Annotated in this window: 23 protein-coding genes, 1 other RNA gene and 2 pseudogenes; 17 read left to right on the top strand and 9 right to left on the bottom strand. The window is 45.5% G+C overall.

The genetic code is table 11. The features are described from left to right. Positions 1 to 548: 548 nt before the first annotated feature. Entirely contained in the window at positions 549 to 1,502 is a 954-nt protein-coding gene (tal, locus tag A3CS_RS0108830; protein ID WP_005544407.1) for a transaldolase, read from the top strand. A gap of 132 nt (positions 1,503 to 1,634) precedes the next feature. Beyond that, positions 1,635 to 3,632: a transketolase gene (tkt, locus tag A3CS_RS0108825; protein ID WP_005574886.1), complete on the top strand. Its 1,998-nt coding sequence runs from the start codon at positions 1,635 to 1,637 to the stop codon at positions 3,630 to 3,632. Between the two features lie 71 nt (positions 3,633 to 3,703). On the opposite strand, the gene A3CS_RS0108820 is transcribed toward tkt, so the two are convergent. From A3CS_RS0108820 to A3CS_RS0108805, 4 genes are all read right to left on the bottom strand, one after another. Continuing rightward, complete coding sequence (locus A3CS_RS0108820) at positions 3,704 to 4,093, bottom strand: RidA family protein (protein WP_005568497.1); 390 nt, start codon at positions 4,091 to 4,093, stop codon at positions 3,704 to 3,706. Positions 4,094 to 4,169: 76 nt separating this feature from the next. Then, positions 4,170 to 4,628 (bottom strand): recombination regulator RecX, encoded by a 459-nt coding sequence (gene recX / locus A3CS_RS0108815; protein ID WP_005548507.1) that lies wholly within the window; start codon positions 4,626 to 4,628, stop codon positions 4,170 to 4,172. A gap of 81 nt (positions 4,629 to 4,709) precedes the next feature. Then, positions 4,710 to 5,768, bottom strand: a complete 1,059-nt coding sequence (gene recA, locus A3CS_RS0108810; protein ID WP_005544399.1) for a recombinase RecA — start codon at positions 5,766 to 5,768, stop codon at positions 4,710 to 4,712. A gap of 147 nt (positions 5,769 to 5,915) precedes the next feature. Then, positions 5,916 to 7,841 (bottom strand): ABC transporter ATP-binding protein, encoded by a 1,926-nt coding sequence (locus A3CS_RS0108805; RefSeq protein WP_005589143.1) that lies wholly within the window; start codon positions 7,839 to 7,841, stop codon positions 5,916 to 5,918. Between the two features lie 80 nt (positions 7,842 to 7,921). On the opposite strand from A3CS_RS0108805, the gene A3CS_RS0108800 reads away from it, so the two are divergent. The 8 genes and pseudogenes from A3CS_RS0108800 to A3CS_RS1000000111970 all read left to right on the top strand — a co-directional run bounded on the left by A3CS_RS0108800 (position 7,922) and on the right by A3CS_RS1000000111970 (position 13,604). After that, positions 7,922 to 8,539, top strand: coding sequence for a MarC family protein (locus A3CS_RS0108800; protein ID WP_005568493.1), 618 nt, complete (start codon positions 7,922 to 7,924; stop codon positions 8,537 to 8,539). A 105-nt stretch (positions 8,540 to 8,644) separates the two neighbouring features. Beyond that, the gene (locus tag A3CS_RS0108795; RefSeq protein ID WP_005589144.1) at positions 8,645 to 11,380 is read left to right on the top strand and encodes a YdbH family protein; all 2,736 of its coding nucleotides are present in this window, start codon (positions 8,645 to 8,647) and stop codon (positions 11,378 to 11,380) included. Next, complete coding sequence (locus A3CS_RS0108790; RefSeq protein ID WP_005548515.1) at positions 11,377 to 11,607, top strand: YnbE family lipoprotein; 231 nt, start codon at positions 11,377 to 11,379, stop codon at positions 11,605 to 11,607. The genes A3CS_RS0108795 and A3CS_RS0108790 overlap by 4 nt, the downstream gene beginning before the upstream one ends. A gap of 242 nt (positions 11,608 to 11,849) precedes the next feature. Beyond that, positions 11,850 to 12,215, top strand: a transfer-messenger RNA (tmRNA) gene (ssrA, locus tag A3CS_RS1000000111685). A gap of 165 nt (positions 12,216 to 12,380) precedes the next feature. Beyond that, positions 12,381 to 12,512: pseudogene (locus A3CS_RS1000000111680) on the top strand (integrase); the annotation flags it as partial. 232 nt (positions 12,513 to 12,744) lie between these two features. After that, entirely contained in the window at positions 12,745 to 13,104 is a 360-nt protein-coding gene (locus A3CS_RS0108785; RefSeq protein ID WP_005546357.1) for a helix-turn-helix domain-containing protein, read from the top strand. Between the two features lie 145 nt (positions 13,105 to 13,249). Further along, positions 13,250 to 13,474 (top strand): hypothetical protein, encoded by a 225-nt coding sequence (locus A3CS_RS1000000112330; protein ID WP_233113447.1) that lies wholly within the window; start codon positions 13,250 to 13,252, stop codon positions 13,472 to 13,474. Next, the gene (locus A3CS_RS1000000111970; RefSeq protein ID WP_005574894.1) at positions 13,440 to 13,604 is read left to right on the top strand and encodes a hypothetical protein; all 165 of its coding nucleotides are present in this window, start codon (positions 13,440 to 13,442) and stop codon (positions 13,602 to 13,604) included. The genes A3CS_RS1000000112330 and A3CS_RS1000000111970 overlap by 35 nt, the downstream gene beginning before the upstream one ends. A gap of 885 nt (positions 13,605 to 14,489) precedes the next feature. Here the strand turns inward: A3CS_RS1000000111970 and A3CS_RS1000000112480 are convergent. Beyond that, positions 14,490 to 14,861 (bottom strand): annotated as a pseudogene (locus A3CS_RS1000000112480) (transposase). 191 nt (positions 14,862 to 15,052) lie between these two features. Here A3CS_RS1000000112480 and deoC point away from each other — a divergent pair. From deoC to A3CS_RS0108755, 3 genes are all read left to right on the top strand, one after another. Continuing rightward, complete coding sequence (deoC, locus tag A3CS_RS0108765; protein WP_005546356.1) at positions 15,053 to 15,724, top strand: deoxyribose-phosphate aldolase; 672 nt, start codon at positions 15,053 to 15,055, stop codon at positions 15,722 to 15,724. A 27-nt stretch (positions 15,725 to 15,751) separates the two neighbouring features. After that, positions 15,752 to 16,501 (top strand): DNA-binding transcriptional repressor DeoR, encoded by a 750-nt coding sequence (gene deoR / locus A3CS_RS0108760; protein WP_005546355.1) that lies wholly within the window; start codon positions 15,752 to 15,754, stop codon positions 16,499 to 16,501. 137 nt (positions 16,502 to 16,638) lie between these two features. Further along, entirely contained in the window at positions 16,639 to 17,730 is a 1,092-nt protein-coding gene (locus A3CS_RS0108755; RefSeq protein WP_019518416.1) for an ElyC/SanA/YdcF family protein, read from the top strand. A 151-nt stretch (positions 17,731 to 17,881) separates the two neighbouring features. On the opposite strand, the gene glmU is transcribed toward A3CS_RS0108755, so the two are convergent. Next, positions 17,882 to 19,252 (bottom strand): bifunctional UDP-N-acetylglucosamine diphosphorylase/glucosamine-1-phosphate N-acetyltransferase GlmU, encoded by a 1,371-nt coding sequence (gene glmU / locus A3CS_RS0108750; RefSeq protein WP_005546352.1) that lies wholly within the window; start codon positions 19,250 to 19,252, stop codon positions 17,882 to 17,884. 85 nt (positions 19,253 to 19,337) lie between these two features. Between glmU and A3CS_RS0108745 the strand changes: the two genes are divergently transcribed. Both A3CS_RS0108745 and murQ read left to right on the top strand, forming a co-directional pair. Next, complete coding sequence (locus A3CS_RS0108745; RefSeq protein ID WP_005546351.1) at positions 19,338 to 20,468, top strand: anhydro-N-acetylmuramic acid kinase; 1,131 nt, start codon at positions 19,338 to 19,340, stop codon at positions 20,466 to 20,468. Further along, entirely contained in the window at positions 20,465 to 21,379 is a 915-nt protein-coding gene (murQ, locus tag A3CS_RS0108740) for an N-acetylmuramic acid 6-phosphate etherase (RefSeq protein WP_005589152.1), read from the top strand. Before A3CS_RS0108745 ends, murQ begins: the two co-directional genes overlap by 4 nt. Before the next feature lie 111 nt (positions 21,380 to 21,490). On the opposite strand, the gene A3CS_RS0108735 is transcribed toward murQ, so the two are convergent. The 3 genes from A3CS_RS0108735 to A3CS_RS1000000112315 all read right to left on the bottom strand — a co-directional run bounded on the left by A3CS_RS0108735 (position 21,491) and on the right by A3CS_RS1000000112315 (position 22,880). Next, positions 21,491 to 21,967: a hypothetical protein gene (locus A3CS_RS0108735; RefSeq protein WP_005546347.1), complete on the bottom strand. Its 477-nt coding sequence runs from the start codon at positions 21,965 to 21,967 to the stop codon at positions 21,491 to 21,493. A 71-nt stretch (positions 21,968 to 22,038) separates the two neighbouring features. Then, positions 22,039 to 22,614, bottom strand: a complete 576-nt coding sequence (locus tag A3CS_RS1000000112320; protein WP_231097664.1) for a nucleotidyltransferase family protein — start codon at positions 22,612 to 22,614, stop codon at positions 22,039 to 22,041. Between the two features lie 2 nt (positions 22,615 to 22,616). Next, positions 22,617 to 22,880: a SocA family protein gene (locus tag A3CS_RS1000000112315; protein WP_233115657.1), complete on the bottom strand. Its 264-nt coding sequence runs from the start codon at positions 22,878 to 22,880 to the stop codon at positions 22,617 to 22,619. A gap of 440 nt (positions 22,881 to 23,320) precedes the next feature. Between A3CS_RS1000000112315 and A3CS_RS0108710 the strand changes: the two genes are divergently transcribed. Both A3CS_RS0108710 and A3CS_RS0108705 read left to right on the top strand, forming a co-directional pair. Continuing rightward, positions 23,321 to 24,685 (top strand): patatin-like phospholipase family protein, encoded by a 1,365-nt coding sequence (locus tag A3CS_RS0108710; protein ID WP_005546344.1) that lies wholly within the window; start codon positions 23,321 to 23,323, stop codon positions 24,683 to 24,685. Positions 24,686 to 24,809: 124 nt separating this feature from the next. After that, positions 24,810 to 26,105, top strand: coding sequence for an NAD(P)/FAD-dependent oxidoreductase (locus A3CS_RS0108705; RefSeq protein ID WP_005546343.1), 1,296 nt, complete (start codon positions 24,810 to 24,812; stop codon positions 26,103 to 26,105). Positions 26,106 to 26,110: the final 5 nt, after the last annotated feature.

The raw sequence follows: 26,110 nt of genomic DNA, 5'->3' as shown, positions 1-26,110 counted from the left end.
AATCTGAGCCATGATCAAACTCTTCAATTCAAAAAGCTTAATCCCTCAATAGCTGACTTAATTAATCTATTATAAATAATATAAATAAACGAATCTTCCGGCACCTATTAAGTTCAATCTTAAAATTATCTAAAACGAATCTATAAGTGCCCACACAGTTTGTATGATTGATTGTTAAAGAACAAAAAACGACGCACTGTTTATAAAAACCTACAACGGCGCGTCGTTGTGACCGCGTATTATAGGTATTTACTAATTCTTTGCAATAGTTTTTTTAGAAAAAAATTGAACTTTTTTTCAATTGTTAATAATTTGCGCATTATACAGTTCTAACCGCGCTAAAAAGCACAAATATTTAACATTAATTTAACAAGATAAAACCTATTAATTTCATTATGTGAAACGCGCTTTTATAAAGGTATTTTAAAGTTGCTTTCTGTATCAAATACGGTTATATTTCCGATAGTTTTTTGCCACGGATATGATGGTTTTCTGATAATCAACTCGTTTTCCACCTCTCAAATTCAAACAAATAAAAGGAATAAATTATGACTAACCAGCTAGATTCTCTTCGTGAACTTACTACTGTGGTCGCCGATACCGGCGATATTGATGCAATTCGCCAATACAAACCGGAAGATGCGACAACTAACCCGTCCCTGATTCTTAGTGCAGCAGCACTTCCACAATATGCCGCACTGATTGATGAAGCCATTACTTACGGCAAACAGAAAAGCCAAGATAAATCACAACAACTTATTGATGCGGAAGATAAATTAGCGGTAAACATCGGCTTAGAAATCTTAAAACTGGTGCCGGGTCGTGTTTCTACCGAAGTGGATGCCCGTCTTTCTTATGACACGCAAGCCACCGTTGCGAAAGCCAAAAAACTTATCGCCCTTTATGAGGCGGCAGGCATTAACAAAAACCGTATTTTGATTAAAATCGCCTCCACCTGGCAGGGTATCCGTGCCGCGGAAATTTTAGAAAAAGAAGGCATTAACTGTAACCTAACCCTATTATTCTCCGAAGCCCAAGCCCGTGCCTGTGCGGAAGCCGGTGTTTACTTAATTTCGCCGTTCGTCGGTCGTATTTTAGACTGGTATAAAGCCAATTCCGATAAGAAAGAATACGCACCGGCTGAAGATCCGGGCGTGATTTCCGTCACCAAAATCTACAATTATTACAAACAATACGGCTATAAAACAGTGGTCATGGGCGCCAGCTTCCGTAATGTCGGCGAAATCATCGAATTAGCCGGTTGTGACCGTTTAACCATCGCACCGCCATTATTGAAAATCTTACACGAAACGCCAAATGCCGTTGTCAGAAAATTAGATTTCCAAGGGGAAGTGAAAGCCAAACCGCAGCCGTTAACCGAAGCCGAGTTCTATTGGCAACATAACAGCGATGCCATGGCGGTAGAAAAACTGGCGGAAGGTATTCGCAAATTTGCCGTTGACCAAGGCAAATTGGAAGAAATGTTACTGTCCAAATGGTAATGGTTCGTTAGTCATGTCTTGAGCAAAAGTGCGGTGGGAATTTTCGGTATTTTAAAAACGCCGGGAAATCCGACCGCACTTTTTTATAAGCATTTTCTATTTTTGCAAAATTTATTCACATCAGGAGGCATAATGTCAAATCGTCAACAACTCGCCAATGCAATTCGTTTTTTAAGTATGGATGCGGTACAAAAAGCGAAATCCGGTCACCCGGGCGCACCTATGGGCATGGCGGATATCGCCGAAGTATTATGGCGTGATTTTTTACACCACAACCCGACCAACCCGCAATGGGCTAACCGCGACCGTTTTGTGCTGTCCAACGGACACGGTTCCATGCTGATTTACAGCTTATTACACCTCAGCGGTTACGATTTATCCATCGAAGATTTAAAACAATTCCGTCAACTGCACTCCAAAACACCGGGCCATCCTGAATACGGCTACACCCCCGGTGTCGAAACCACCACCGGCCCGTTAGGTCAAGGCATTAGTAATGCGGTGGGGATGGCAATTGCGGAAAAAACCCTTGCCGGTCAATTTAACCGTGACGGTCATAACATCGTTGATCACTATACTTACGCCTTTTTAGGCGACGGTTGTTTAATGGAGGGGATTTCCCACGAAGCCTGTTCTTTAGCGGGAACCTTAGGTTTGGGTAAATTAATCGCATTCTATGATGACAACAATATCTCTATCGACGGACACGTTGACGGCTGGTTCACCGACGACACACAAAAACGCTTTGAAGCGTACGGCTGGCAAGTGATTCCGGCAATCGACGGTCACAATCCGGCACAAATTGCCGAAGCCATCAAACAAGCGCAAGCGGAAACCGCCAAACCAACATTAATTATCTGTAAAACCATTATCGGTTTCGGTTCACCAAATAAATCCAACTCTCATGACAGCCACGGCGCGCCGTTAGGCGACGAAGAAATCGCTTTAACCCGCAAAGCGTTACATTGGGATTATGCCCCGTTTGAAATTCCGGCGGACATTTATGCGCAATGGGATACCAAAGCAAAAGGCGCGGAATGGGAAAAAGCCTGGGATGAAAAATTTGCCGCGTATGCCAAAGCCTATCCTGAATTAGCGGCTGAATTCACCCGCCGCATAGCGAAAAAACTGCCGGCCGACTGGGCAAAAGACTCTCAAGCATTTGTTGAGCATTTACAAGCCAATCCGGCAAGCATTGCAAGCCGCAAAGCCTCACAAAATGCCATTGAAGCCTACGCCAAAATTTTACCTGAATTACTGGGCGGTTCTGCCGACTTGGCAAGTTCCAACTTAACCCTTTGGTCCGGTTCCAAACCAATCCGTGCCACCCAAAACGTTGATGGTAACTACATCAACTACGGCGTGCGCGAATTCGGTATGGCGGGGATCATGAACGGTATCGCCTTGCACGGCGGCTTCATTCCTTACGGCGCCACCTTCCTGATGTTCATGGAATACGCCCACAACGCCATTCGCATGGCGGCCCTAATGAAGCAACGTTCCTTATTTGTGTTCACCCACGATTCCATCGGCTTAGGCGAAGACGGCCCGACCCACCAACCGGTAGAACAAACTGCGGCATTACGTTTAATTCCTAACTTGAACACATGGCGTCCTTGCGACCAAGTGGAATCCGCCATTGCGTGGAAAGCGGCGATTGAAAGAACGGATGGTCCAAGCGCCTTAATTTTTACCCGCCAAAACTTGGCGCAGATGGACCGCACTTCCGAGCAACTGGCAAATGTGGCGCGCGGGGCGTATGTCTTAAAAGATTGTGCCGGTACGCCGGAACTGATCTTTATCGCCACCGGTTCTGAAGTGGAATTAGCAGTGAAAGCAGCAGAACAATTAACCGCGGAAGGCAAAAAAGTTCGTGTGGTTTCCATGCCAAGCACCAACGTGTTTGATAAACAAGATGAAGCTTATCGCGAATCCGTGTTGCCTGTCGCCGTGACTAAACGTGTCGCCATTGAAGCCGGAATTTCCGACTTCTGGTACAAATATGTCGGCTTCAACGGCCGAATCATCGGTATGCACAGCTTCGGCGAATCTGCACCGGCAGACCAATTATTCAAACTCTTTGGTTTTACGGTGGGTAACGTCGTCGCCAAGGCAAAAGAAATACTCTAATTTCTGACCGCACTTTAATAAAAAACCACCTCATCAGAGGTGGTTTTTTGTTTCATCTATTCGTGATGAAATTAGGCTCTTACCGCAATCGCCTCAATTTCCAAGCCCACATCTTTCGGCAAGCGGGCAACTTCTACGCAAGAACGCGCCGGGAAGTTCGGGTGATTGTTTTCTTTGAAGAAACGCTCATATTCGGCGTTTACCGCAGCAAAATCATTCAAGTCTTTCACAAACACCGTGGTTTTCACAATATCGGCAACCTTCAAACCCGCCTGTTCAATAATGGCTTTTACGTTTTCTAAAGACTGACGGGCCTGCGCCACAATCTCTTTCGGCACCTCGCCTGTTACCGGATTGACCGGAATTTGTCCGGATGTCAACACCAAATTGCCTAAATCCACCGCTTGTACATAAGGACCAATGGCTGCCGGTGCTTTATCGGTATGAATTATTTTAGTCATTTTTTCTCCTTAATTAGTTTGTTACATCGTCGTCATTCTACGCCCAGATCGGCGGAATGTCAGTTTTAAGGTGGTGTTAATCAAATTCATCGGGCTCCGATCCCACATAATCGGCAAAATCATCGCCATGAAAACCGTGCGACAGCATATATTGCCAGATCTTTTGTCGCATCTTCGGCGGTTGTTTTGCTTTGTAATCGGGAAATTTTTTGCGTAATACGGTTAACGCCAACTCGGACCAATCAATTTCACATTCGCGCATTACCGATTCAATGGTTGCGCTTTCAACCCCTTTTAACTGGCGTAATTCCTGTTTGATTTGATTGGCACCATAACCCCGCTGGGCACGGCTGTGCAAATAGCTTTCCGTGAATCGTACATCGCTTTGCCAGTTTTTTTGCTGACAATGGGCAATTACCTGATCGATGTCGTTTTCGGAAAAGGCTTTTTCCTGCATTTTGCAACGCAGTTCAAACTCGCTGTATTCACGGCGGGAAAGTAAATTCATCACATAATTGAGCGCAAGAGAAGACATATTGTGTTACTTGTCATTATTGAGGAAGCCGATAGAAAAAGTGCGGTCATTTTCGACCGCACTTTTATGTATAACCACACCTTATTCGAAATCGCCTTCGCCATTACCCGCTTCGTTTTCTACTTCCGCAGTGATGGCAGATTCCGGATGTGCCAACAATTCATCACGCAAGGTGCTTTCGATAAATTTGGCTTGTTCAGGATTGTCTTTCAACCATTTCATAGCATTGGTTTTGCCCTGACCGATTTTCTCGTTTTGGTAAGCGTACCACGCACCTGCTTTGCTGATGAGTTTATGTTTCACGCCGAGCTCAATCAGTTCGCTTTCTTTGGAAATACCTTCGCCGTACAGAATTTGGAAATCCACTTGGCGGAACGGTGGCGCCACTTTGTTTTTCACCACTTTCACACGAGTTTCATTACCGATAACTTCATCACCCTCTTTGATAGAACCCACGCGGCGAATATCCAAACGCACGGAGGCATAGAATTTCAACGCGTTACCGCCGGTGGTGGTTTCCGGATTACCGAACATCACGCCGATTTTCATCCGAATTTGGTTGATGAAAATCACCAAGCAGTTGGCGTTTTTAATTTGGCTGGTAAGTTTACGCAATGCTTGAGACATTAAACGCGCTTGTAATCCCATGTGGGAATCGCCCATGTCGCCTTCAATTTCCGCTTTCGGCGTTAAGGCGGCAACGGAGTCAACGATAATTACATCCACCGCACCGGAACGCACCAACGCATCACAAATTTCCAGCGCCTGTTCGCCGTTGTCCGGCTGGGAAACTAAAAGTTCTTTTACATCCACGCCGAGTTTGGAGGCATAAATCGGGTCTAAAGCATGTTCCGCATCAATAAAGGCACAGGTTTTGCCGGTTTTTTGCGCTTCCGCAATCACAGAAAGGGTTAAAGTAGTTTTACCTGAAGATTCCGGCCCGAAAATCTCCACGATACGCCCCATCGGCAAACCGCCGATGCCTAGTGCTAGGTCAAGACCGAAAGAACCGGTGGAAATCGCTTCAATGTCCAGTTTTTGGCTGTCGCCGAGTTTCATGATGGCGCCTTTACCAAATTGTTTTTCAATTTGACCTAACGCCGCGTCGAGTGCTTTTTGCTTTTCTTCTTGAGTTGCCATTTTTATACCTCGGGGAAAATCATTATCAAAAATTCGCGCTTATAATAACTGTATCGATATACAGTATCAAGTGAAATTTTGATCTTTTTAAAAATTCTGTGATACGGCTTCCAAAACGCAATTATTTTGCCGTTATTCCGCCTTCTATTATGCTTGTGCTGTGATGTTTTCCATATCTTCCTGCAAGACTAACCATGCCGCTTCTACTTCTTCCAGTTGCTTTTTCGTCTGCACCTGATCGTTTAAAAGTGCGGTCAGTTTTGCTTTCATTTCGGCATCATACACATTCGGATCCGCCAGCGCTGTTTCAATGTGTTGTAACTGCGCGCCCAGCTTTTCCATTTGATTTTCCAGCTGCGTTGCCTGTTTGCGTAACGGCGCGAGCTGTTGGCGCAATTCCGCTTCTTTGCGTTTTTGTTCCTTACGATTAGCGGCGGAGTTTTCATTTTCAACAGGCGCGGTTTGTGCTTTTGTGATGGTCGGTTGGGCGTTTTGTTCGTTCAGCCATTTTTGATAATCGCCCAAATCCCCTTTAAATTCCTCCACCTGCTTATCGTGCACCAAATAAAATTCATCTACTGTGTTACGCAATAAATGGCGATCGTGCGACACCAACACCAAAGAGCCCTGATAATCCACCAAGGCTTCCGTTAACGCCTGACGCATATCTAAATCCAAGTGGTTGGTCGGCTCGTCCAGCAGCAGCAAATTCGGGCGTTGCCACACGATGAGCGCCAGCACCAGACGCGCTTTTTCGCCGCCGGAAAAAGAAGCAACCGGTTGATTCACTTTATCGCCGTGAAACGCAAATCCGCCCAAATAATCGCGCAGTTGCTGTTCCGTCTGTTGCGGGGCAATTTTTTGTAAATGCCACAGGGCGCTTTCGTCGGCGCGCAACGTATCCAATTGGTGCTGCGCGAAATAGCCCAACTGTACGCCTTTTGCCAACTGAATGGTGCCGCCGGTAGGCGCGATTTCGCCCGCCAATAATTTGATTAAAGTAGATTTCCCCGCACCGTTTTTCCCCAGCAGACCAATGCGCGAGCCGGGCACCAGATTGAGTTTAATTTTACTTAAAATTTCCACCGCACTTTTTTCGCCCTCGCCGTAGCCTACCGAGGCGTTTTCCATCATTAATAACGGGTTGGGCAGCGACAACGGTTCGCGAAATTCAAAATGAAACGGATTATCCACATACGCCGGCGCGATTTTTTCCATACGCTCCAATGCCTTGATGCGGCTTTGCGCCTGTTTCGCCTTGGTGGCTTTGGCTTTGAAGCGATCGATATAACGTTGCAGATGGTCGATTTTCAGTTGTTGCTGGCGATACATGGCGTTTTGTTGTGCCAATTTGGTCGCCCGTTGCTGTTCGAAAGAAGAATAATCGCCGGTATATTCGTTCAGCTTTTGTTGTTCAATGTGTAGAATTTTGCCGACAATAGGGTCTAAAAAGTCGCGATCGTGCGAAATCAGGATCAAGGTGCCGGGATATTGCTTTAACCAACGTTCCAGCCAAATCACCGCGTCCAAATCCAAGTGGTTGGTGGGCTCGTCCAATAACAATAAATCAGAGCGACAAATCAGCGCCTGCGCCAAGTTCAAGCGCATCCGCCAACCACCGGAAAAGGCCTTCACCGGTTGTTCCAGTTCCGCTTGGGTGAAACCTAAGCCGTGCAATAATTCGCAGGCACGGGCTTCAATGGTCCAAGCATCAATGGCGTCTAACTGATTGTGCAACACCGCGATAGCATTGCCGTCATTGGCGGTATTCGCCTGTTGTAATACCTGTTGCAGGCGGCTGTATTCGCGATCGCCCTGAATCACATAATCGATGGCGCGGCAATCCAGCGAGGGAGTTTCCTGATTCACCCATGCCAATGCCCAATTCGGCGGAAAAGACATTTCGCCGCCTTCGGCGCTCATTTCATTTTTCAGCAAGGCGAACAGAGAAGACTTACCGCAACCGTTTTTTCCGACCAACCCGACTTTCTGTCCGGGGTTGATGGTAGCGTTGGCATTTTCGAGCAAGGTGGTTAAACCACGTTTTAATGTTAAGTTAATGAAAAAAAGCATTGGTTTAGAATGAATTTAATATAAGATATTGAGTCATAAAAATACGCGCATTATTTTCCACTTTTTTCTTGGGGTTGCCAATGTTTGATTCTCTTATCGTTCAATTTGTCGTACTGTGGGCGGTTATCGATCCCATCGGTTCCATTCCCGTTTACTTAACGAAAACCGTCGGGTTATCGGTGGAAGATCGGCGCAAGATTGCGTTAAAAGCCGTCATGATTTCCGCCGGAATATTAATTTTCTTCCTCATTGCCGGACAGGCACTGTTAGAAGCCATGCAAATTCCGTTGACCGCCTTCCAAATCGCCGGCGGCCTGGTGCTATTGTTATTCGCGCTCACTATGATTTTCGGTGAGGGCAAGGCGGAGCAGGAAATTAAGCTGTCCTCCAACTTAAACGAACTGGCGGTGTATCCGTTAGCTGTGCCGTCCATCGCCTCACCGGGGGCGATGATGGCGATTGTGTTGCTAACCGACAACCACCGTTTCAGCCTGTTCGACCAAACCATGACCACCTTAATTATGTTGTCCGTTCTGGCAATCACTTACCTTTTGCTCCTCGCGGCAAATCGCATTCAACGCTGGCTCGGCAACACCGGTGCGGCGGTGATCAGTCGAGTGATGGGATTAATCCTGGCAGCGGTTGCTATCAACAATATGTTGGTGGGGATTCGCGATTTCTTTACGCAAATGAGTTAGTCTATTCAAAAAAACACCGTTTTTTATGACCGCACTTTTCGGGTATTCCGCTTAAAATTTTCGGCGCTTCTGTGGTCTTAGTAATGTTATTTTAATGAGGTAATCGTGGGAAAACGTTGGCTATTCTTATTGCTGTTATTCATCTTGGCGGGGATCGGTTCTCTACCGTGGTGGATTACGTCTCAACAATTGGAACAACTTGCCAACTATTTCTTAGCGCCGGGTTATACGCTGCAAATCGGCAATGAGCGTTCGCTTAATATGGACGGTTTACAAGTATCCCAATTACGCCTCGGCGCAACACAATGCAACCTCGTGACCCTCAACAACATTCAATTGAATTGGTGGGCTCCCCGTCGCCTTGAAGTAGAACAGGCGACACTGGATTATGCCTGCCTGAACAGCCTGCATATCAACGACAATGGAAAAACATCGCCAAAATTGACCGCACTTTTTTCCTCCCTGCCTACCGCAGAAGTGGTAATCAAACACCTAAAGGTACTCAATACCGAAAACGTCACCCAACCGTTGTTAAATCAGCTAATCACCGCCGACCTTAGCGTCGTGGCAAATTATGACGGCAAGCGGCTGCAAATTAACACTGAAGCCACAGAGGAAGCTACAAAGAATGGGACGCTGATATTGCAACACCGTTCCACCCTCACGCCGCAAAACGGGCAGTTCCACTGGCAGGGACGAACGGATTTTCAACCCACAGAAAAACAAGCCTATCACCTGACGTTCTCCACAAAAATGAATAATGAATTATTGCGCCTGAAACCTCGCGGCGAGATTACGCTGAACTGGCAAAATCCCGAGTTTGTTGTGGCGAAAGGGGAAATCAAATGGACTTGGGATGGCGAGAAAGGACAAATCAATGCGCAGGATTTGGTACGCAGCGAGCCATTGCTTGACGTGCCTTTTATTCTCACCCCAAACAGTTTGGAAGTCAGCTGGGGGACATTTTATTGGACCTTCGACGGTTATCAGCCGGTGAAGGGCTTCCTTGGTTTGACATTGCGCAAACCGCAGGATAACTGGTTTCCGCTCAATATTGATTTGGATGTCATTCTGCAAACCTTCGGCGAACAAGGCAAGGGTGAAATCGTGTTTGCCGGTAAAGGCGGACAAATTGGCGGCGGTACGCAGCAGAACGAACTCAACTTTGACCTGAAAACCCGCGGCGATCTGCGTTATAACAATACCGTCGCGCAAACCAATCTGGATTATCATATCGGCGGCACATTCAGCGATCCGATCTTGCAATTCCGCCCTGGGTCAATTTTCAAAATGGATAACCTGCAACCGGATGCCAAAATTCATGTTCGCCTGCCGTTGGACGATGTGTTAATCGGGCGCTATGGACTGGAAGGACGGCTACAGGCAACTTTGCAAGGCTTCACCCCGCAATTTGAGAACCTCAATTTGAAATTGGACGGACAGGCACACGAGTTCATCGCCGGCATTAAAACCGTCTTTGAATTGCGTGACGAACAACAAAATCTGCACAATGCAGAAATGCGTGCGGCAAACCGGTGGGATTGGACGATTAGCGGCAGCGCACAATGGAAAGCGCTAAAAACTGCCGTCACCATGCAAGGCATCGGCTTTTGGCAGGCGAATTATATTGAATTGAACCAACTTTCGGCGCATTCCGGCAACGTATATACCGGTGGGGTAAAAATGGCACCGCTGTCACTGGAGCTGAAAGACCGACTGCGTTGGAATTATGAAAAAGAGCATATCCGCGGGTTGATGCAGGCAAAAACCGACTGGATCGAATTTGACTACGGCGGGTGGTTTGTAAAGCCGGTGTTCGGCGTCGGACTAAACGGCAAAAGTATCAATCATTTTACCATCGCCGGTGAGTTGAAAGCCGGTTCGCTCGGCCCATTAGATCTTACTGCCCGTTATCAAAATCAGACGCTGACGGGACAAATCGGTTGGAAGGAGCAATCCGCCAACGTATTCCAATCGCTGTTTCCGCAACAATGGGAATGGATTATCCACCAAGGCACCATCAAAGGCGCCAGCAACTTCGTTATTAACGGCGACGGAGTGGCGCTGCACGGTGAACTGAACCTGCGCGGTGGTGAAATCACCATGCCCGACGGCGAAATTCAAGGGCTGAATATTCGTTTTCCGTTAAATTATCAGGATCTGGCGTTGAAAGCCTCGCGCAACAAACCTATTCGTGTGTCGGCAAACAATATCCGTAAAGGTGCGCTGTTGATGAATAAAGCGGTGTTCAACCTGTTCGGGACCTACCCAAATTCAGCAAAATCGCCACTCACCTTGAGCAATGCGCGGATAAATGTCTTTGACGGTGAGTTGCAAATTCCGAGTTTAAGTTTCCCGCAACAAAAAATAGCAACCTTGAGTTTCAAGAATATCGACTTGGCGCAGGTCATCAACATGGCGCAATATAATCAAATCAGCCTGCGCGGAAGGGTCAATGCCACCTTGCCGTTTTGGCTCGGACACCAGGAATGCCTGATCTGTAACGGCACCATTGAACAGGTAAATAACCTGCATATTAAACTCAACGACGAAATCGTCACCGGCTTAAAAAAGGGCGGCTGGACGGAAAACATTTTAGTGGATTTATTAAAAGAAATGGAATTGGAAAAATCCCGTGCCAACTTGAATCTTGCGCCAGACGGGCAAATGAAATTACATTCCAGCCTGACCGCGTTCAACCCGACCAAGCGCACACGTAGCCCGATCACCCTGAATTACACTCACCAAGAAAATATGTTTGAGCTGTGGAATATGATTGACTACGGCTCGCAATTTGAACAGAATTTGCAATATCGACTTTACCGACATTTGGAACAATGAAAAAACATCTTAAAAAATCACCGCACTTTTTTTGCCTGACCGCCACCATATTGGCGCTTGCCGGCTGCACACCAACCATTCAGCTTGATACGCCCAAAGAAGGCATTACTATCAATATGAACGTGATTGTGGATCACAATATTAACGTCAAAATAGATGAAAAAACCAAAGTGACTGCCGGAGAAAATAGCGCAGTTGAAGCGAACAAAACGCCGGCGGAAAAATAAAACGGATTAGCGCATCACAAATCGTCTAATAATTACGCAGAAAATTAAGTCGCCACAAAATGAAAAGGGGAAACCATGTCACTTTCTGATTTATTAACACGATCGACATCCCATGCGCTATTAAGATCCCGAGAGATGGCTCATCTGCTTACCATTTAAGGATATGATATTTATCAGCATAAAGTACGGCAGGTTTACTATCTTTCATTTAACGCTATATTTTGCTATCATTAGCGCAATTTGGGGCTGATTCTGGATTCGACGGGATTAGCGAAGCCCGAAGTGCACGTCGAGGTGCGGTAGGCCTCGTAAATAAACCGCAAAAAAATAGTCGCAAACGACGAACAATACGCTTTAGCAGCTTAATAACCTGCCTTTAGCCTTCGCTCCCCAGCTTCCGCTCGTAAGACGGGGATAAAGCGGAGTCAAACCAAAACGAGCTCGTGTGGAAGCCACCGTTTGAGGATCGAAGCATTAAATTAAATCAAACTAGCTTAATTGTCGCGTGTCCGTCCGCAGGATTAAGTGAATTTAAAGACCGGACTAAACGTGTAGTGCTAACGGCAGAGGAATTTCGGACGGGGGTTCAACTCCCCCCAGCTCCACCAAAACATAGTCCAAAGCAAACTTTACAAAACCTAAAAGCCCTTGAAAATATTAACCTCAAGGGCTTTTTTATTTCCTAAGCGTTCCTATAAGATACTACCAAAGCCTTGAATTTTAGTTATACGATTGGCGTTGGTAACACGCAAACGGCAAACGCCGCCATTAAGCGAGTAAAAGCCGCGTATGACAGAGGGGAGAGATTAAAACAACGATTTCAGCTATTACAAACATGGGCGGATTTTGTAGAGCAATCCGTGCAAGGTGCTTTACCGCAATTTCATTTGAAGATTGTGGCTTAAAGTGCGGTCGATTTTAGTAGTGGTAGTGTTTTACTATTTGATAAATGATTAGATTGAGAATTGAACAAATGGAATATACGCAATCAATGAGAAATAGAGCCTTTGCTTCTAAGGGTTTTCCTAGAGGGGCATTATATTTGTTTGATGAATTAGATAATTTTTTAACTAAAAAAATGATCTGCACCCAAAAGTTGGACACTACACCCAACTAGTTAATAAGATGCAGATTTTTATGGGTAAGCATTATTCAATCGAATTCAAATATCACACTGTCAAGCTTGTCTTAGAAGAACATTGGGGCATTCGCGAAGCCGCACAGCACTTCCATATCGCCACCCATCCTTCCGTTGTCGTCCGGTTGCAACGCTTTGAAAAATACGGTATCAATGGGTTACATCGTCAACACACCACAGCGAGAAAAGCGAAAATGCCAAAGCGAAAAGAAACGCCACTTTACGATAATCCTCAAAATATCAAAGCGTTACTAAAACGCATTGAATATTTGGAAGCGGAGAACACCATCTTAAAAAAGTTCAAGGAGCTGGACGAACAAAAAGCCCGACAGAAAAAAGGAATATCGCCAACGCGTTAAAAGGTCGGCATTCAACACCGTATTGAAGCTTATCGGTCTCCCCCGTTCGACTTTCTATTACACGCCGAAACCCAAAGACCACGGTGGCATTCGTCAACGTATTTTAGCCCTTTATCAGCAAAACGAAGGGCGCGACGGGTATCGAATGATTCGGATAAAACTGCGAAAAGAAGGAATATTCCTCAGTGGCAAAACGGTGTTGTCGCACATGCGGGCATTGGGGATACGTTCTTGTGTGAAGGTGAAACGACGTAAGAACGCGGGGAAACGAGCCGTATTGCACCAAATTTACTGCAACGCAACTTTTATCTGCTACAAAGTTAAAGGAGAAATGGGTGACGGATGTGACCGAACTTTGGGTGGAGAGTAAGATGTTGATTCGGGATGATGATTCGCCTTATGCCATACAGAAGAGCATGAGTCGGCGTGGAAATTGCTATGACAATGCCGTGATAGAGCGTTTTTTTCAGCACGTTGAAGTAGAAGTGTTTTATTCCTAACGAGTTAAAAACATTGATGAGTCAAAACGGGCGATATATGAATCTATTCGTTATTATAACGAGGAGTGCATTAAGCCTAAGTTAAACAATTTGAGCCTGTACAGTAGAGAGCTCAATATTTAACTTAGGGTTAGTAATCTGTCCAACTTTTGGGGTGCAGATCATAGACGCGCGGTTTACAACAAATTTTCACATTCTTAGCTATTATCATCTTTTGATGGTTGCCACTTGCATGGGGTTAAATTTATAAGCTGCCCGACTTCTTTTTATAGTGTTCAAAGACCTTCTAATTACTACCATTTTTATAGGCACTTTGGATTTTAGTTATACGAACTAAGTAGTGAATTATAGAAACCTGGCATTAACAAGGTTCATCAGTGATAATTCAGATGATCCCCGCTGGTAAAACAGTAGTCTAGTTATCTAGTACAGCCCCTATACTTTAATAACCAGCCCAAAAAATCCCAATCCCATAGATTAATGGTGCTAAATAAAAACCAAGTAATTAGAAATCACCAAAGTGCGGTGTAAAATAAGCATTTAGGCCTGTAATTCAACAATAGACGTGTAAGTGTGTGAGTAAAAACATTCTGATTTCAAGATAGCAAAAAACTTTCAATCACGGCATTGTCGTAGCAATTTCCTCGGCGGTTCATGCTTTGTATGGCTTTCCCTTCCAACATATTCACTCATTCTGCCGTACCACACACCTTGGTCGCTGTGAATAATCCGACAGCCTGTCGGCTTAAGACGGCGAAGCCCCTCTTCTAATACCTTTTTTATCAAACAAAACTTTGGGCGCGTAGCAAAATTATAGACAATAATTTCTCGGTTCGCTAAGTCCATCAATGCCGAAATTCCCCCGGCTATAACCTTGCTTTTCCTTTAACTTTTTGATGACTTTTCTTTTTTCTGCCATCGTTTTTGATCGTCCAATTGCCCTAACTTTTTCAGATAATCAATCTCCGCTTTTGCAAGGGCGGGTTCCCGTTTCAGTTTTTTAAAGGCTTGTGGTGAAAAGTCACTTGTTTCAGCCACTTCAATCTGCGTTCTTTTCATTTGGGGTTTCAGAATTTTGGAGGTTTTAGGTTTGTATAAGGCGATTTTACGCCATCAAGCCCTCTTTCACGAAAGGCTTTTCCAATAAATGACTTGAGAACGAGAAATCTGATGAAATTTAGCCACCTCTCATATACCGAAATCCTGCTCGGTGACCGGCTTGATAATTTTTAAACGAAATTGGTAAGAGTAAGACATAATCTGCACCTCAAATTAGGTGTCCAGTTTTTTTTGGTAGGGTAGATCACTTTTCTTTCTCCTCACTGTTACAAATCTCACAAAAATCCCCCTACCCAATAAAAAACCTCAAAAATGTTATACAGATCACGTTCCTAAAATTTATTTTCGCTATAATTCCCTTAATTAATTGTTGCAGTAAGGAGTTACCAATGAACGCAAAACAAATCGCCCATTATATCGACCACACCGCCCTCACAGCCGAGAAAACCGAGGCAGATATTTTGAAACTGTGTGATGAAGCCCTTGAACATCATTTCTTTTCCGTTTGTATTAATTCCTGCCATATTCCGTTGGCAAAACAAAAACTTGCCGGTTCCGATGTGAAAATTTGTACGGTAGTAGGGTTTCCGTTGGGAGCGAATCTCACCTCCGTGAAAGCCTTTGAAACCAAAGAAGCCATTGCCGCCGGCGCCAATGAAATCGATATGGTGATCAACGTGGGGTGGATTAAATCCGGTAAGTGGGACGCGGTAAAAGCGGATATTCAGGGCGTACTTGCCGCCTGCTATGGCACGCCGTTAAAAGTGATCTTGGAAACCTGTCTGCTAACCAAAAAAGAAATCGTACGCGCCTGCGAAATCTGCAAAGGGTTAAATGTGGCGTTTGTGAAAACCTCTACCGGTTTCAATAAAGGCGGCGCCACCGTGGAAGATGTAGCGTTAATGAAACAAACCGTGGGTAACATCGGCGTAAAAGCCTCCGGCGGGATTCGCGATACGCAAACCGCGTTAGCCATGATTGAAGCGGGCGCAACCCGTATCGGCGCCAGCGCAGGCATCGCCATTATTCACGGCTTACAGGACTCCGGCAGCCCTTATTAATCAATACGTTAGGAAAGACAGCACAGCATGGAGAAAAAACAAACCTCACGGGTACAAAAACTGGAATTTTTGCTCAAACAAACAGATAAAATCCATCTGCGCGACGCGGCACAAATGCTTGATGTGTCGGAAATGACTTTACGTCGGGATTTAAGTTCCGACAGCGGCAATGTGGTGTTATTGGGCGGCTATATCGTGATGAACCCACAAAAAAGCGGCAATCATTATCAGATTTTTGACCAACAAACGCGCCACATTACGGAAAAAATGTGGCTCGGTAAACTCGCCGCCAATCTCGTCAAGGACGGAGATACCGTGTTCTTCGATTGCGGTAGCACCATTCCGTTTATCATTTCGCAAATCGATCCGCAGATAAAATTCACCGCACTTTGTTGCTCCATCAATAGTTTTATGGCGTTGCAGGACAAACCGCACTGCGAAGTGATTCTGTGCGGCGGACATTATTCGCGCCACAATTCTTTCCTGACTTCCGTGCAATTACACAGCGAACTGGACGCCATTTGCACCACCAAAGCCTTTATTTCCGCCTCAGGTATCGATATAAAAAAAGGTGTGACCTGCTTTAGCGTGGATGAAGCGAAAGTGAAGCAAAAAGCCATGGCAAAAACCCAACTGGCCATTTTGGTTTTTGATCACCATAAAGTGCATAAAATCCAACAAGCCTATATCGGCGAATTGGCACAATTTGATCTGCTGATCTCCAACCAACCGCTACCGGCGGGCTTTGGTGAGGTGCCGAAGATGTTAGTGAAATAAAGTGAAAGGGAACCCAAACGCCATGATCATCATGGCGTTTTTTCACACAGAAAAACCTCAAAATGTGATCTAAATCGTGGTTTTTAAATGCAATTGCAATACACTATCTTTATAAACACCAATCCAAGGAGAATCAGATGAATAAAACCTTAAAAATTTCATTGTTTGCCATGATTTCCGCGTTAGCTTTTAATACCATGGCAAATACACAACCGTTAGCCGTGTTGGAACCGCAGGTAAACTATCAACAGTTACTCACCCAACGGCAGGTGGTGGATGATTTAATCGCGCAGGCGGTGAAAATCCAAAATTCACCGGCGCGGGTGTCCAATGCGGGCTTTACCGCAAAATTGCCAAGCAACATGGAACGCATTGCCGCGATTTTGTTGGAAGCCTATGAATTGGAACCTTACCGCGTTGATTTTCTGTTCGGCGCAGCAAATGCCAACATTTACAACGGCAATACGGACAAAGCCATCGAGCTTTACCAAAAAGTGCTCACGGTGGCGCCTGATGATGTGAAAGCACATATTTATTTAACCGCGTGGAATCGTTTTAAACAAAACCAAGGGGAAACCGACAAATACTTCACCCGCTTAAAAGCGCTGGCACCGCAAAAAGCAGCGGAACTGGAGCAGGTCTTCAAGATTATTGATAACGCCGCAAGCCAACCGATTAGCGATAAATTGGCGAATAAATTGCCGGCGGATTCCGCCATTATTACCTTGGGTTATGCGTTAAATCCGGACGGCAGTATGCACGACATTTTGATTCAGCGTTTGGAAAAAACCTTGGAAATCGCCAAACAAAATCCTGATGCATTGATTATTGTCACCGGCGGCGTGCCGCAAAATAATCGTACGGAAGGGGCATTAATGAAACAATGGCTGATTAACAAAGGCATCGATGCCAAACGCATTTATGCCGACAATTACGCCCGTTCAACGGTGGAAAATGCGTTATTTTCCCGTTACGCCTTGGCGAAACACCATATCAAACACGCCTCCCTCATCAGCTCCGGTAGCCATGTGCGGCGCGGTCAGGCGTTGTTTGAAATCGCCGCCTTGGAATCCGGTCCGCAAAACATCAAAATCGAAACGGTGGCGGCGCTAGACAAACCGTTAGACGAATTACAAAAAGTGAGTGAAAAAGATTTATTGGGAATCTATCACGACAGCCTGAAAACCATGGGCTTGCCAATGTTTAATAGCGGAGCACTACAAGATTAATTCTGTAATGCAAATTGGGTCGCATCCCGAGCCAAAGTGCGGTTGAAAAACGCTGTGAATTTTCACCGCACTTTTTATGTCCGGCATTTCCCTAAAAAAAAAAGAGCAACACAGCCAAGCTATGTTGCTCTTTTCTATTCAAATCAATGGATTATTTTTTCTTCGTCGGTCTTTCCCAGCCTTGGACGTGTTTTTGCGGAACGCGGGTGGTGACCAGTTCGTCGCGTTTGACGTCGTAGCGGATGGTGGAGCCTGCGCCGATGGTAGCGCCGCTTTCGATGGTGACCGGGGCGACGAGTTGGCTGTCGGAGCCGACAAACACGTTGTCACCGATAGTGGTTTTGAATTTGTTGGCGCCGTCGTAGTTACAGGTGATCACGCCTGCGCCTATGTTACAATCTTTGCCAATTTCCGCGTCGCCCACATAGGTTAAGTGGTTCACTTTGGAGCCTTTGCCGATGTACGCTTTTTTGATTTCCACGAAATTGCCCACGTGGGTGTTTTCCGCCAAGTCGGCGCCCGGACGTAAGCGGGAGAACGGTCCGATGGCGGCATTGGCGCCTACGGAGGCATCTTCCAGCACGGAATACGGTTTGATTTCCACGTCATCGCCGATGTCGCAGTTAGTCAACACACAACCTGCACCGATTTTCACCCGATTTCCTAACCGCACTTTGCCGTTTAAAATCACGTTCATGTCGATTTCCACGTCTTTGCCGTGGCTCAATTCGCCGCGCAGTTTGAAGCTGTTCGGATCCAATAACATCACGCCCGCCAGCAATAATTCGCGTGCCTGTTTTTGTTGGAAATATTGCTCAAGTGCGGTCAGTTGCAGGCGATTATTCGCGCCTTCCACTTCCATTAAATCCACCGCTTGCACCGCCGCCACTTGGCAACCGTCGCGATTTGCCAAGGCGATAACATCGGTCATGTAGTATTCGCCTTGCGCGTTGTTGTTATCCAGCTGCGCCAGCCATTTTTTGAAGGATGCGCCGTCGGACACCATCACGCCGGTGTTCACTTCCTGAATGTTAAGCTGTTCCACGTTGGCATCTTTTTGTTCCACAATGCCAACGACATTGCCATTTTCGCGCAAAATGCGACCGTAACCCGTCGGGTTGTCCAACACGACCGTTAACAAGGCAATGCCGTTGTCCGGTTTGGCGGCAATGAGTTTTTCCAAGGTGTCTTTAGTAATCAAAGGCGCATCGCCATAGAGCATTAAAATGTTTTCGTCATCGGCAAAAAACGGCGCCGCCTGTTGCATGGCATGACCTGTGCCGAGTTGTTCCGTTTGCAACACCCAGTTCACCGGTTCGCCCGCCAAGCGTTGTTGTATTAAATCGCCGCCGTGTCCGTAAACCAAATGAATATTGCGCGCGCCGAGTTGTTTAGCGGTGTCGATGACGTGTTTCACCATGGGTTTGCCCGCAATAGGGTGCAACACTTTCGGCAAATCGGAATACATACGGGTGCCTTTGCCGGCGGCCAGAATTACTACGCTGAGTGCTTGAGTTGTCATAAAAAATGTCTCTTTTGTTCGCTAAAAATTGCGCGCTAGTATATCATTCTTGCAATTTCGAGTTAAGTTAAGGATACGCCGCAATATGCAACAGGAATATTATCTCGGCATCATGTCCGGCACCAGTTTGGACGGTGTGGACGTTGCCCTGATGGCATTCACCGAACAACCGCAATTCATTGCCGGGCAATTCACGCCAATGCCGACGCATTTACGACAAGATTTATTGCAATTAGTTTCTCACGGCACCACCACATTACAGCAACTGGGCGAACTGGATCAGCGTTTAGCCCTGTTATACGCCAACGCCGTCAACCGCTTCCTCACCACCCACAACCTACCGCCACAGCACATCCGAGCCATCGGCTGCCACGGGCAAACCGTGTGGCACGCGCCGCAGGGGGATTTCCCGTTTACCCTGCAAATCGGCGACATGCATCTGCTTGCCGCGCGCACCGGTATTGACGTGGTGGGTGATTTTCGGCGTAAGGATATGGCGTTCGGCGGGCAAGGGGCGCCGCTGGTGCCCGCCTTTCATCAAGCGCTGTTTTATGATGAACGTTGGGCGACGGTGGTATTGAATATCGGCGGTATTAGCAATATTTCTGTGCTGTTTCCCCATCAGCCGATTATCGGCTACGACACCGGCACGGGCAACGCTTTGATGGACGGTTGGATTGACCGCCATCTGGGCAAATCCTACGACGCCGACGGGCAATGGGCGCGCAGCGGAAAAGTGCGGTCGGCATTATTGGCGGAAATGCTGAAAGAGCCTTATTTCCAACTGCCGCCGCCGAAAAGCACCGGGCGCGAATTGTTCAACCTTGCGTGGCTTGAAAAAACGCTGGTAAAGACGACCGCACTTTTAGGCGAGATGCCGCCACAAGACGTGCAAGCCACCTTGTTGGAATTCACCACGCAAAGCGTTGTCCTTGCATTAAATCAGCTTAAAACCGAACTGCCGCGCCGTTTATTGGTGTGTGGCGGCGGCGCGAAAAACGGCTTGCTGATGGAGCGCCTGCAAGCGCTACTGCCAAATTGGCAATGCCGTCCGACCAACGACGCGGGCTTAGATGTAGATTATGTGGAAGCCACCGCCTTCGCCTGGCTTGCCTATCGTCGCATTCACAACCTGCCATCCAATTTGCCAAGCGTGACCGGCGCAAAAAGTGCGGTCAGTTTGGGCGCCATTTTTCCTGCGGAGAAGATCTCATGAGCGAACAAAATTTAGTAAACAGCCTCGAAAAAATGTTAAGCGAACAGCGCAATCCGAACACCATGCACATTGATTCCCTGTCGCCGTTGGAGGTCGTCACCCTATTAAATAAGGAAGATAAATTGGTGGCGGTGGCGGTGGAAAAAAATCTGCCGCAAATCGCACAGGCGGTAGAACGCATTGTGGCGGCATTTCAGGCGGGCGGACGCTTGGTTTACCTGGGCGCCGGCACCAGCGGTCGCCTTGGCGTGTTGGATGCCTCCGAATGCCCACCTACTTTCGGCGTGCCGTCCGGCATGGTGGTGGGGTTAATTGCCGGTGGGGAAACAGCGTTGCGTAACGCGGTGGAAGGTGCGGAAGACAACGCCGCCGCAGGAGAACAGGATTTACGCCACATCAATTTCAGCGCTAAAGATGTGTTGGTGGGCATCGCCGCCAGCGGGCGCACGCCTTATGTGATCGGCGGCTTGAACTACGCCAAACAGCTCGGTGCAACCACAGTGTCCTTGGTCAGCAACCCGAACGCTGTTATGAGCGATATCGCGGACATCGCCATCACCACCGCCGTCGGCCCTGAAGCTCTCACCGGCTCCAGCCGCTTAAAATCCGGCACAGCGCAAAAAATGGTGCTGAATATGCTCACCACCGCCGCCATGATCCGCCTCGGCAAATGCTACCAAAACCTGATGGTGGACGTGCAAGCCACCAACCAAAAACTCAAAGCCCGCGCCATCCGCATTGTCATGCAAGCCACCGACTGCGATGCCACCACCGCTGAACAAACCCTACACACCACCAACGGCAATGCCAAACTCGCGATCATGATGTTGTTAAGCGGATTGGATAAAACGCAGGCGGAAGCCGTGTTAGTGCAACATAAGGGAAGATTACAGAACGCCTTGGTGGGGTGAAAAACGCCGGAAAAAACGACCGCACTTTATAGGCTTTAAAAGCCGAGGGCAAGTACGGGAATTGGACTTGAAATTATTTGGAGAAACGAAGTGTATGCAACAAAAAAATTACTATCTATTCATTAGTAAGTTTTCCATTCTATTTATGAAGCTAGTTGTATCTAAGAAATAATTAGGGTACGCATCTTTTAATTGGTTTACATCATCAACCGAAACTAGCACCACATCAAGAAATTCATTCTTAAAAGAATCTTGTTCATAATGGGAGTATACCTGCTCAGCTTTAAATTTCTCATTCTCATTAAAAGTTTTAATTTCAGTATTATGTTTTTTTAAATCTAATATTAACAAATAATATGCTGCACTAGGGTTATGTTCTACATCAATAGCACTAACGCTTTTTAGTTTATCTATTACACCTAATTTTGAATCTAACTCTTTTATTTTTTCACATATTTGCACAACAGAAAAATTATTAAACTCTTCTATTATTGGAGTATCTTCCTGATAAGAAAATAATGCACTACATAATTTCAAAAATAATCTTATTCCCTCATCACCTTGTCCAACTTTAAATGATGTTTTCATCAAAGAGCCCAATATTTCAACTATGGTTGCCCACTCATGTTGTAACTGAGTTCTAATTTGCAACTCTAATTTTAGTTTATAATTTTTATCTTCAAATACTTGATGTACACTTCTATACCCATCTTTTTAGGAGTTTCTATATAACCATGCGTTTTATTTACATAACAGAAGAAATTTTCCTTCCTAAGTTCACAGATTGTATTTGAATTATCACTAACAAACACTCTCAATGCATCCATATTCTTTAAAATTATTCTAACTCCAGCTAAATCTCCCATTCGAGATAATTTCATATCAGGAAATCTTTTTAATTTTTGTATAATTGAAGAAAACCTTTTTGAGCGCGAAGATATGATACATTTATCATATAGATTTAATCTCTGAATTTTCTTATTCAGTAGTCTTTCAAAAACTGAAATATTATATGAGTGGTAACTTCTATATGTTTCTAGTATAGTAATAAAGCGTATTAATTTTTTTTGATCTATTTCTTCATTATTGCTTTGAGATATTTTTCTTAAATAATCGCCAGCCTTGGCTACTGATGATTTTGAAGGCAATAAAAAAGGTGGACTTTCGATACCAGCCTCACCTTTTTGAACATAATTAAATTCAAATTCTGTTTTTATATTCTCAATACTGGACATTATTATACTTTTCCATTAAAAAGCTCATCTTGAGTAATAACACTTCCTAAACGTCCCATAGACCATGCCGTTTCAGGTTGATGAGTCATCCAAGATAACTGAGGTCCATCAAATTTACCGTATATTTCAATGATCTTATCTAAAAACAACAGAGTATCTTTATCACTTTCTTTAATAATTTGCTGTTTCCCCCATATATCAGTACCAAAACTAGAGATAATTCGAGAACCAAATGGTTTGAACTCATGGTAAATTTCCGGTAGCACCGGACCAAATTGCCATCTTTCAACCCCCCCTCAAACAAAGGCTTACCATAAAGCTTAATATACCAAGATTGCGTATAAAACATTAATTTTTGTAGTTTCATTGGAGTTAAATTAGAAATTTCTCCAATATTAGCCTTGCCAATGAATGAGTTGGCGATAGCAATAGATGAATAACCCACAATTTACCTCCTTATTCTATAATAAACTAAAATTTGGCTTAGGATTGTATACCTTTCTCTGTTATAAACCAATACTGTATACCACCATTTTCTTTGTAAATTTGAGTAAATACACCATGCGTATCTTCACATTTTGTTCCTTAATTGCCACACCGATCACATTTTCAAAATAAAAACACCGAAAAAATCCACCGCACTTTCCCCTTTCTTGCTAAGCGTTGTAGAATAAATTTTATCCAAATCCGTCAAAGGGATATTGTTATGAAACGCGCGAACTTTCCTTTCCGATTGACCTTTCTCGCCGCCGGTTTAGCGTTGCTAACCGCTTGCCACTCCATCATTTATCAACCTGCCAAAACCATTGAACACATCGATCTGCAAAGCGGTTATCGTTTGGAAAACGTCATGCAGCAGGCGTTGCAAAAAGAGAATCTGGTGATTATGACCTTTTCCGGCGGCGGTTCGCGGGCGGCATCTTTGGGCTACGGCATGTTGGAGCAATTCAAAAACGCCTCGGTGCGACCGACGGAAAAAGGCGATACTCTGTTGCAAAATATTGATGTGGTGTACGGCGTGTCGGGCGGTTCGGTGTTGGCGGCATATTTTGCACAGGAAGGGCAGGATGTGATCCCGAAATTTAACGAATCCTTTTTGAAAAAGGACTTTCAAAAGAAAGTAATTAACGAAGTGTTCTCCATGAGCAACGTGCCTCGGCTAACCTCCCCGCAATTCGGGCGGAGCGATTTGTTGCAGGAGCAGTTGAATCTTGCGTTATATAAAGGGAAAAAATTTGCCGACCTCGCCCAACATAGAAAAGGTCCTTTTGCGGTGATCAATGCCACGGACATGGCCATGGGGCAAAAAATCTCCTTTACCCAAGATTTCTTTGATTGGCTTTGTCTGGATTTAAACGATATTGAAATTGCCCGCGCGGTGGCGGCGTCCAGCGCCGTGCCGTTAATTTTTTCGCCGGTGACGCTCAATAATCATGGTGGATCTTGCCATATCCATAACAAAAAAGCGATGTTGACCGAACAGCCGGGTTATTGGCTCCTGCTAAATAATTTTAATGCTATGGAAAAACGTTTTGCCCGCTATCAAAATAATCCCGAAAAAACCTATTTACATTTGGTAGACGGCGGTTTGACAGACAATTTGGGCTTGGCGAGTTTATTGGATATGTCGAATTTATTGAGTATGCATGAGTTATATACAGAATTGAAAAAGTCCAATTTGCGCAATATTGTGGTGGTGAATGTGAATGCGCAAAACGAAAATACCAGTCAGATAGATAAATCGGCGGATGTGCCGGGCGTGAAAGAAGTGGTTAATACAGTTATCAGTGTGCCTATTGATAAAGCGACGGAATCCACATTGCAATATTCACAAAAATTTGCCGACCAATGGAATGCTTACACCAAGCGCAAAAAAGACGTAAAAATTAAGATTTATTTTGTGAATTTGAGTTTGCGGAATCTGCCTGAAGGACAGTTAAAAACCGATGTGTTACATATCGGCACCTCTTTCTATTTGCCTGAATCTGATGTGGATAAACTGCGCGAAGCCGCTAAGATTTTGTTAGAGCAATCGAAAGAATATCAAGAAGCGCTGAAGGCATTGCAATAATCTTGATAGGTGCGGTGTAAAATACATTTTTTTATGACCGCACTTTTGCTTGTCTGTCGTACAAATATTGACTTCTCCCCCTTGCGTAGTAATATGCTCCCACTTTCCATTACAGGCTTTTTTTATGCTAGCGTTTTCACATCAGGAACATGTTGAATCCTATTATTCCGTCACTCGTAACCAACATTTTGAGTTACCATCGCTAAGTCAAAAAGCATCTGCCGACGTTTGCGTGGTGGGCGCGGGCTTTTTCGGTTTATCCACTGCGTTGGAACTTGCCGAGCAAGGAAAAAGCGTGATCGTGCTGGAAGGCGCGCGGGTAGGCTTCGGTGCATCGGGGCGTAGCGGCGGGCAGGCGATTAACGGGTTTGAAGACGGCATCGACGAATATATCGCGCAAGTGGGGCTGGACACCGCCCGCAAGCTATGGCAGATGTCGCTGGAAGCCATTGAGATTATTGATGAGCGCATTGCTAAATACGGCATTCAATGCGATTGGAAGAAAGGCTATGCTACCTTGGCGTTAAATGAGCGCCGCATGGACGATCTCATTGCGATCGAAAAAGCCAGCCACGAGATTTTCGGCTATCAAAATATGCAACTGTGGGATAAAGCTAAGCTGGAACAACATCTGGGCAGCAAAATTTATTACGGCGCGTTGTACGACAGTAATTCCGGGCATTTACACCCGCTCAATTATTGTCTCGGTTTGGCGAAAGCCTGTTTGGAGCTGGGCGTGCGCATTTATGAACAGTCGCCGGTAGTGGATTTGCAGGAAAAAGCCACGAAAATTGAAGTGATCACCGATCAAAGTTCGGTCATCGCCAAAGATGTGGCATTAGCGACCAACGCCTATATTGACGCCTTGCCGAAAAGCATTCACCACGGTATTGCGCGCAAAATTCTTCCGGTGGAAAGTTTTATTATCGCCACCGAACCGTTGGATCAAGCCACCGCCGATTCGGTGATTAATAACGGAATGTCCGTGTGCGACAGCAATTATTTACTGGATTATTATCGTTTAAGCGCCGATAATCGCTTGCTGTTCGGCAGTGACTCCAGTTCGGAAAAAGACATGATTGAAGTCATGCGCGGCAATATGTTGCATGTTTTTCCACAGTTGGAACAGGTCAAAATTGACTACGGCTGGGGTGGACCTATCGACATGACTATCAATTCCAACCCGCATTTCGGGCGGATTTCGCCGCATATTTATTTCGCGCAAGGCTATTCCGGACACGGCGTCGCGCTCACCGGTTTGGCGGGGCGCATTGTGGCGGAAGCCATCTTAGGCAACGACGAGCGTTTAACGATTTTCAGTAAATTAAAAGTGCCTTCCGTGTTCGGCGGCAAATTGGTGAAAAATCTGGCATTAAAAATTGGCGTCAATTATTATCGTTTCTTAGATAAATACCGTTGATTTTG

Origin of the sequence: Aggregatibacter actinomycetemcomitans DSM 8324, from assembly GCF_000372365.1 — a bacterium.
Classification (GTDB): domain Bacteria; phylum Pseudomonadota; class Gammaproteobacteria; order Enterobacterales; family Pasteurellaceae; genus Aggregatibacter; species Aggregatibacter actinomycetemcomitans.
Note: the sequence above shows the minus strand (reverse complement) of the source record. Positions and strands in the feature narration are given on the sequence as shown.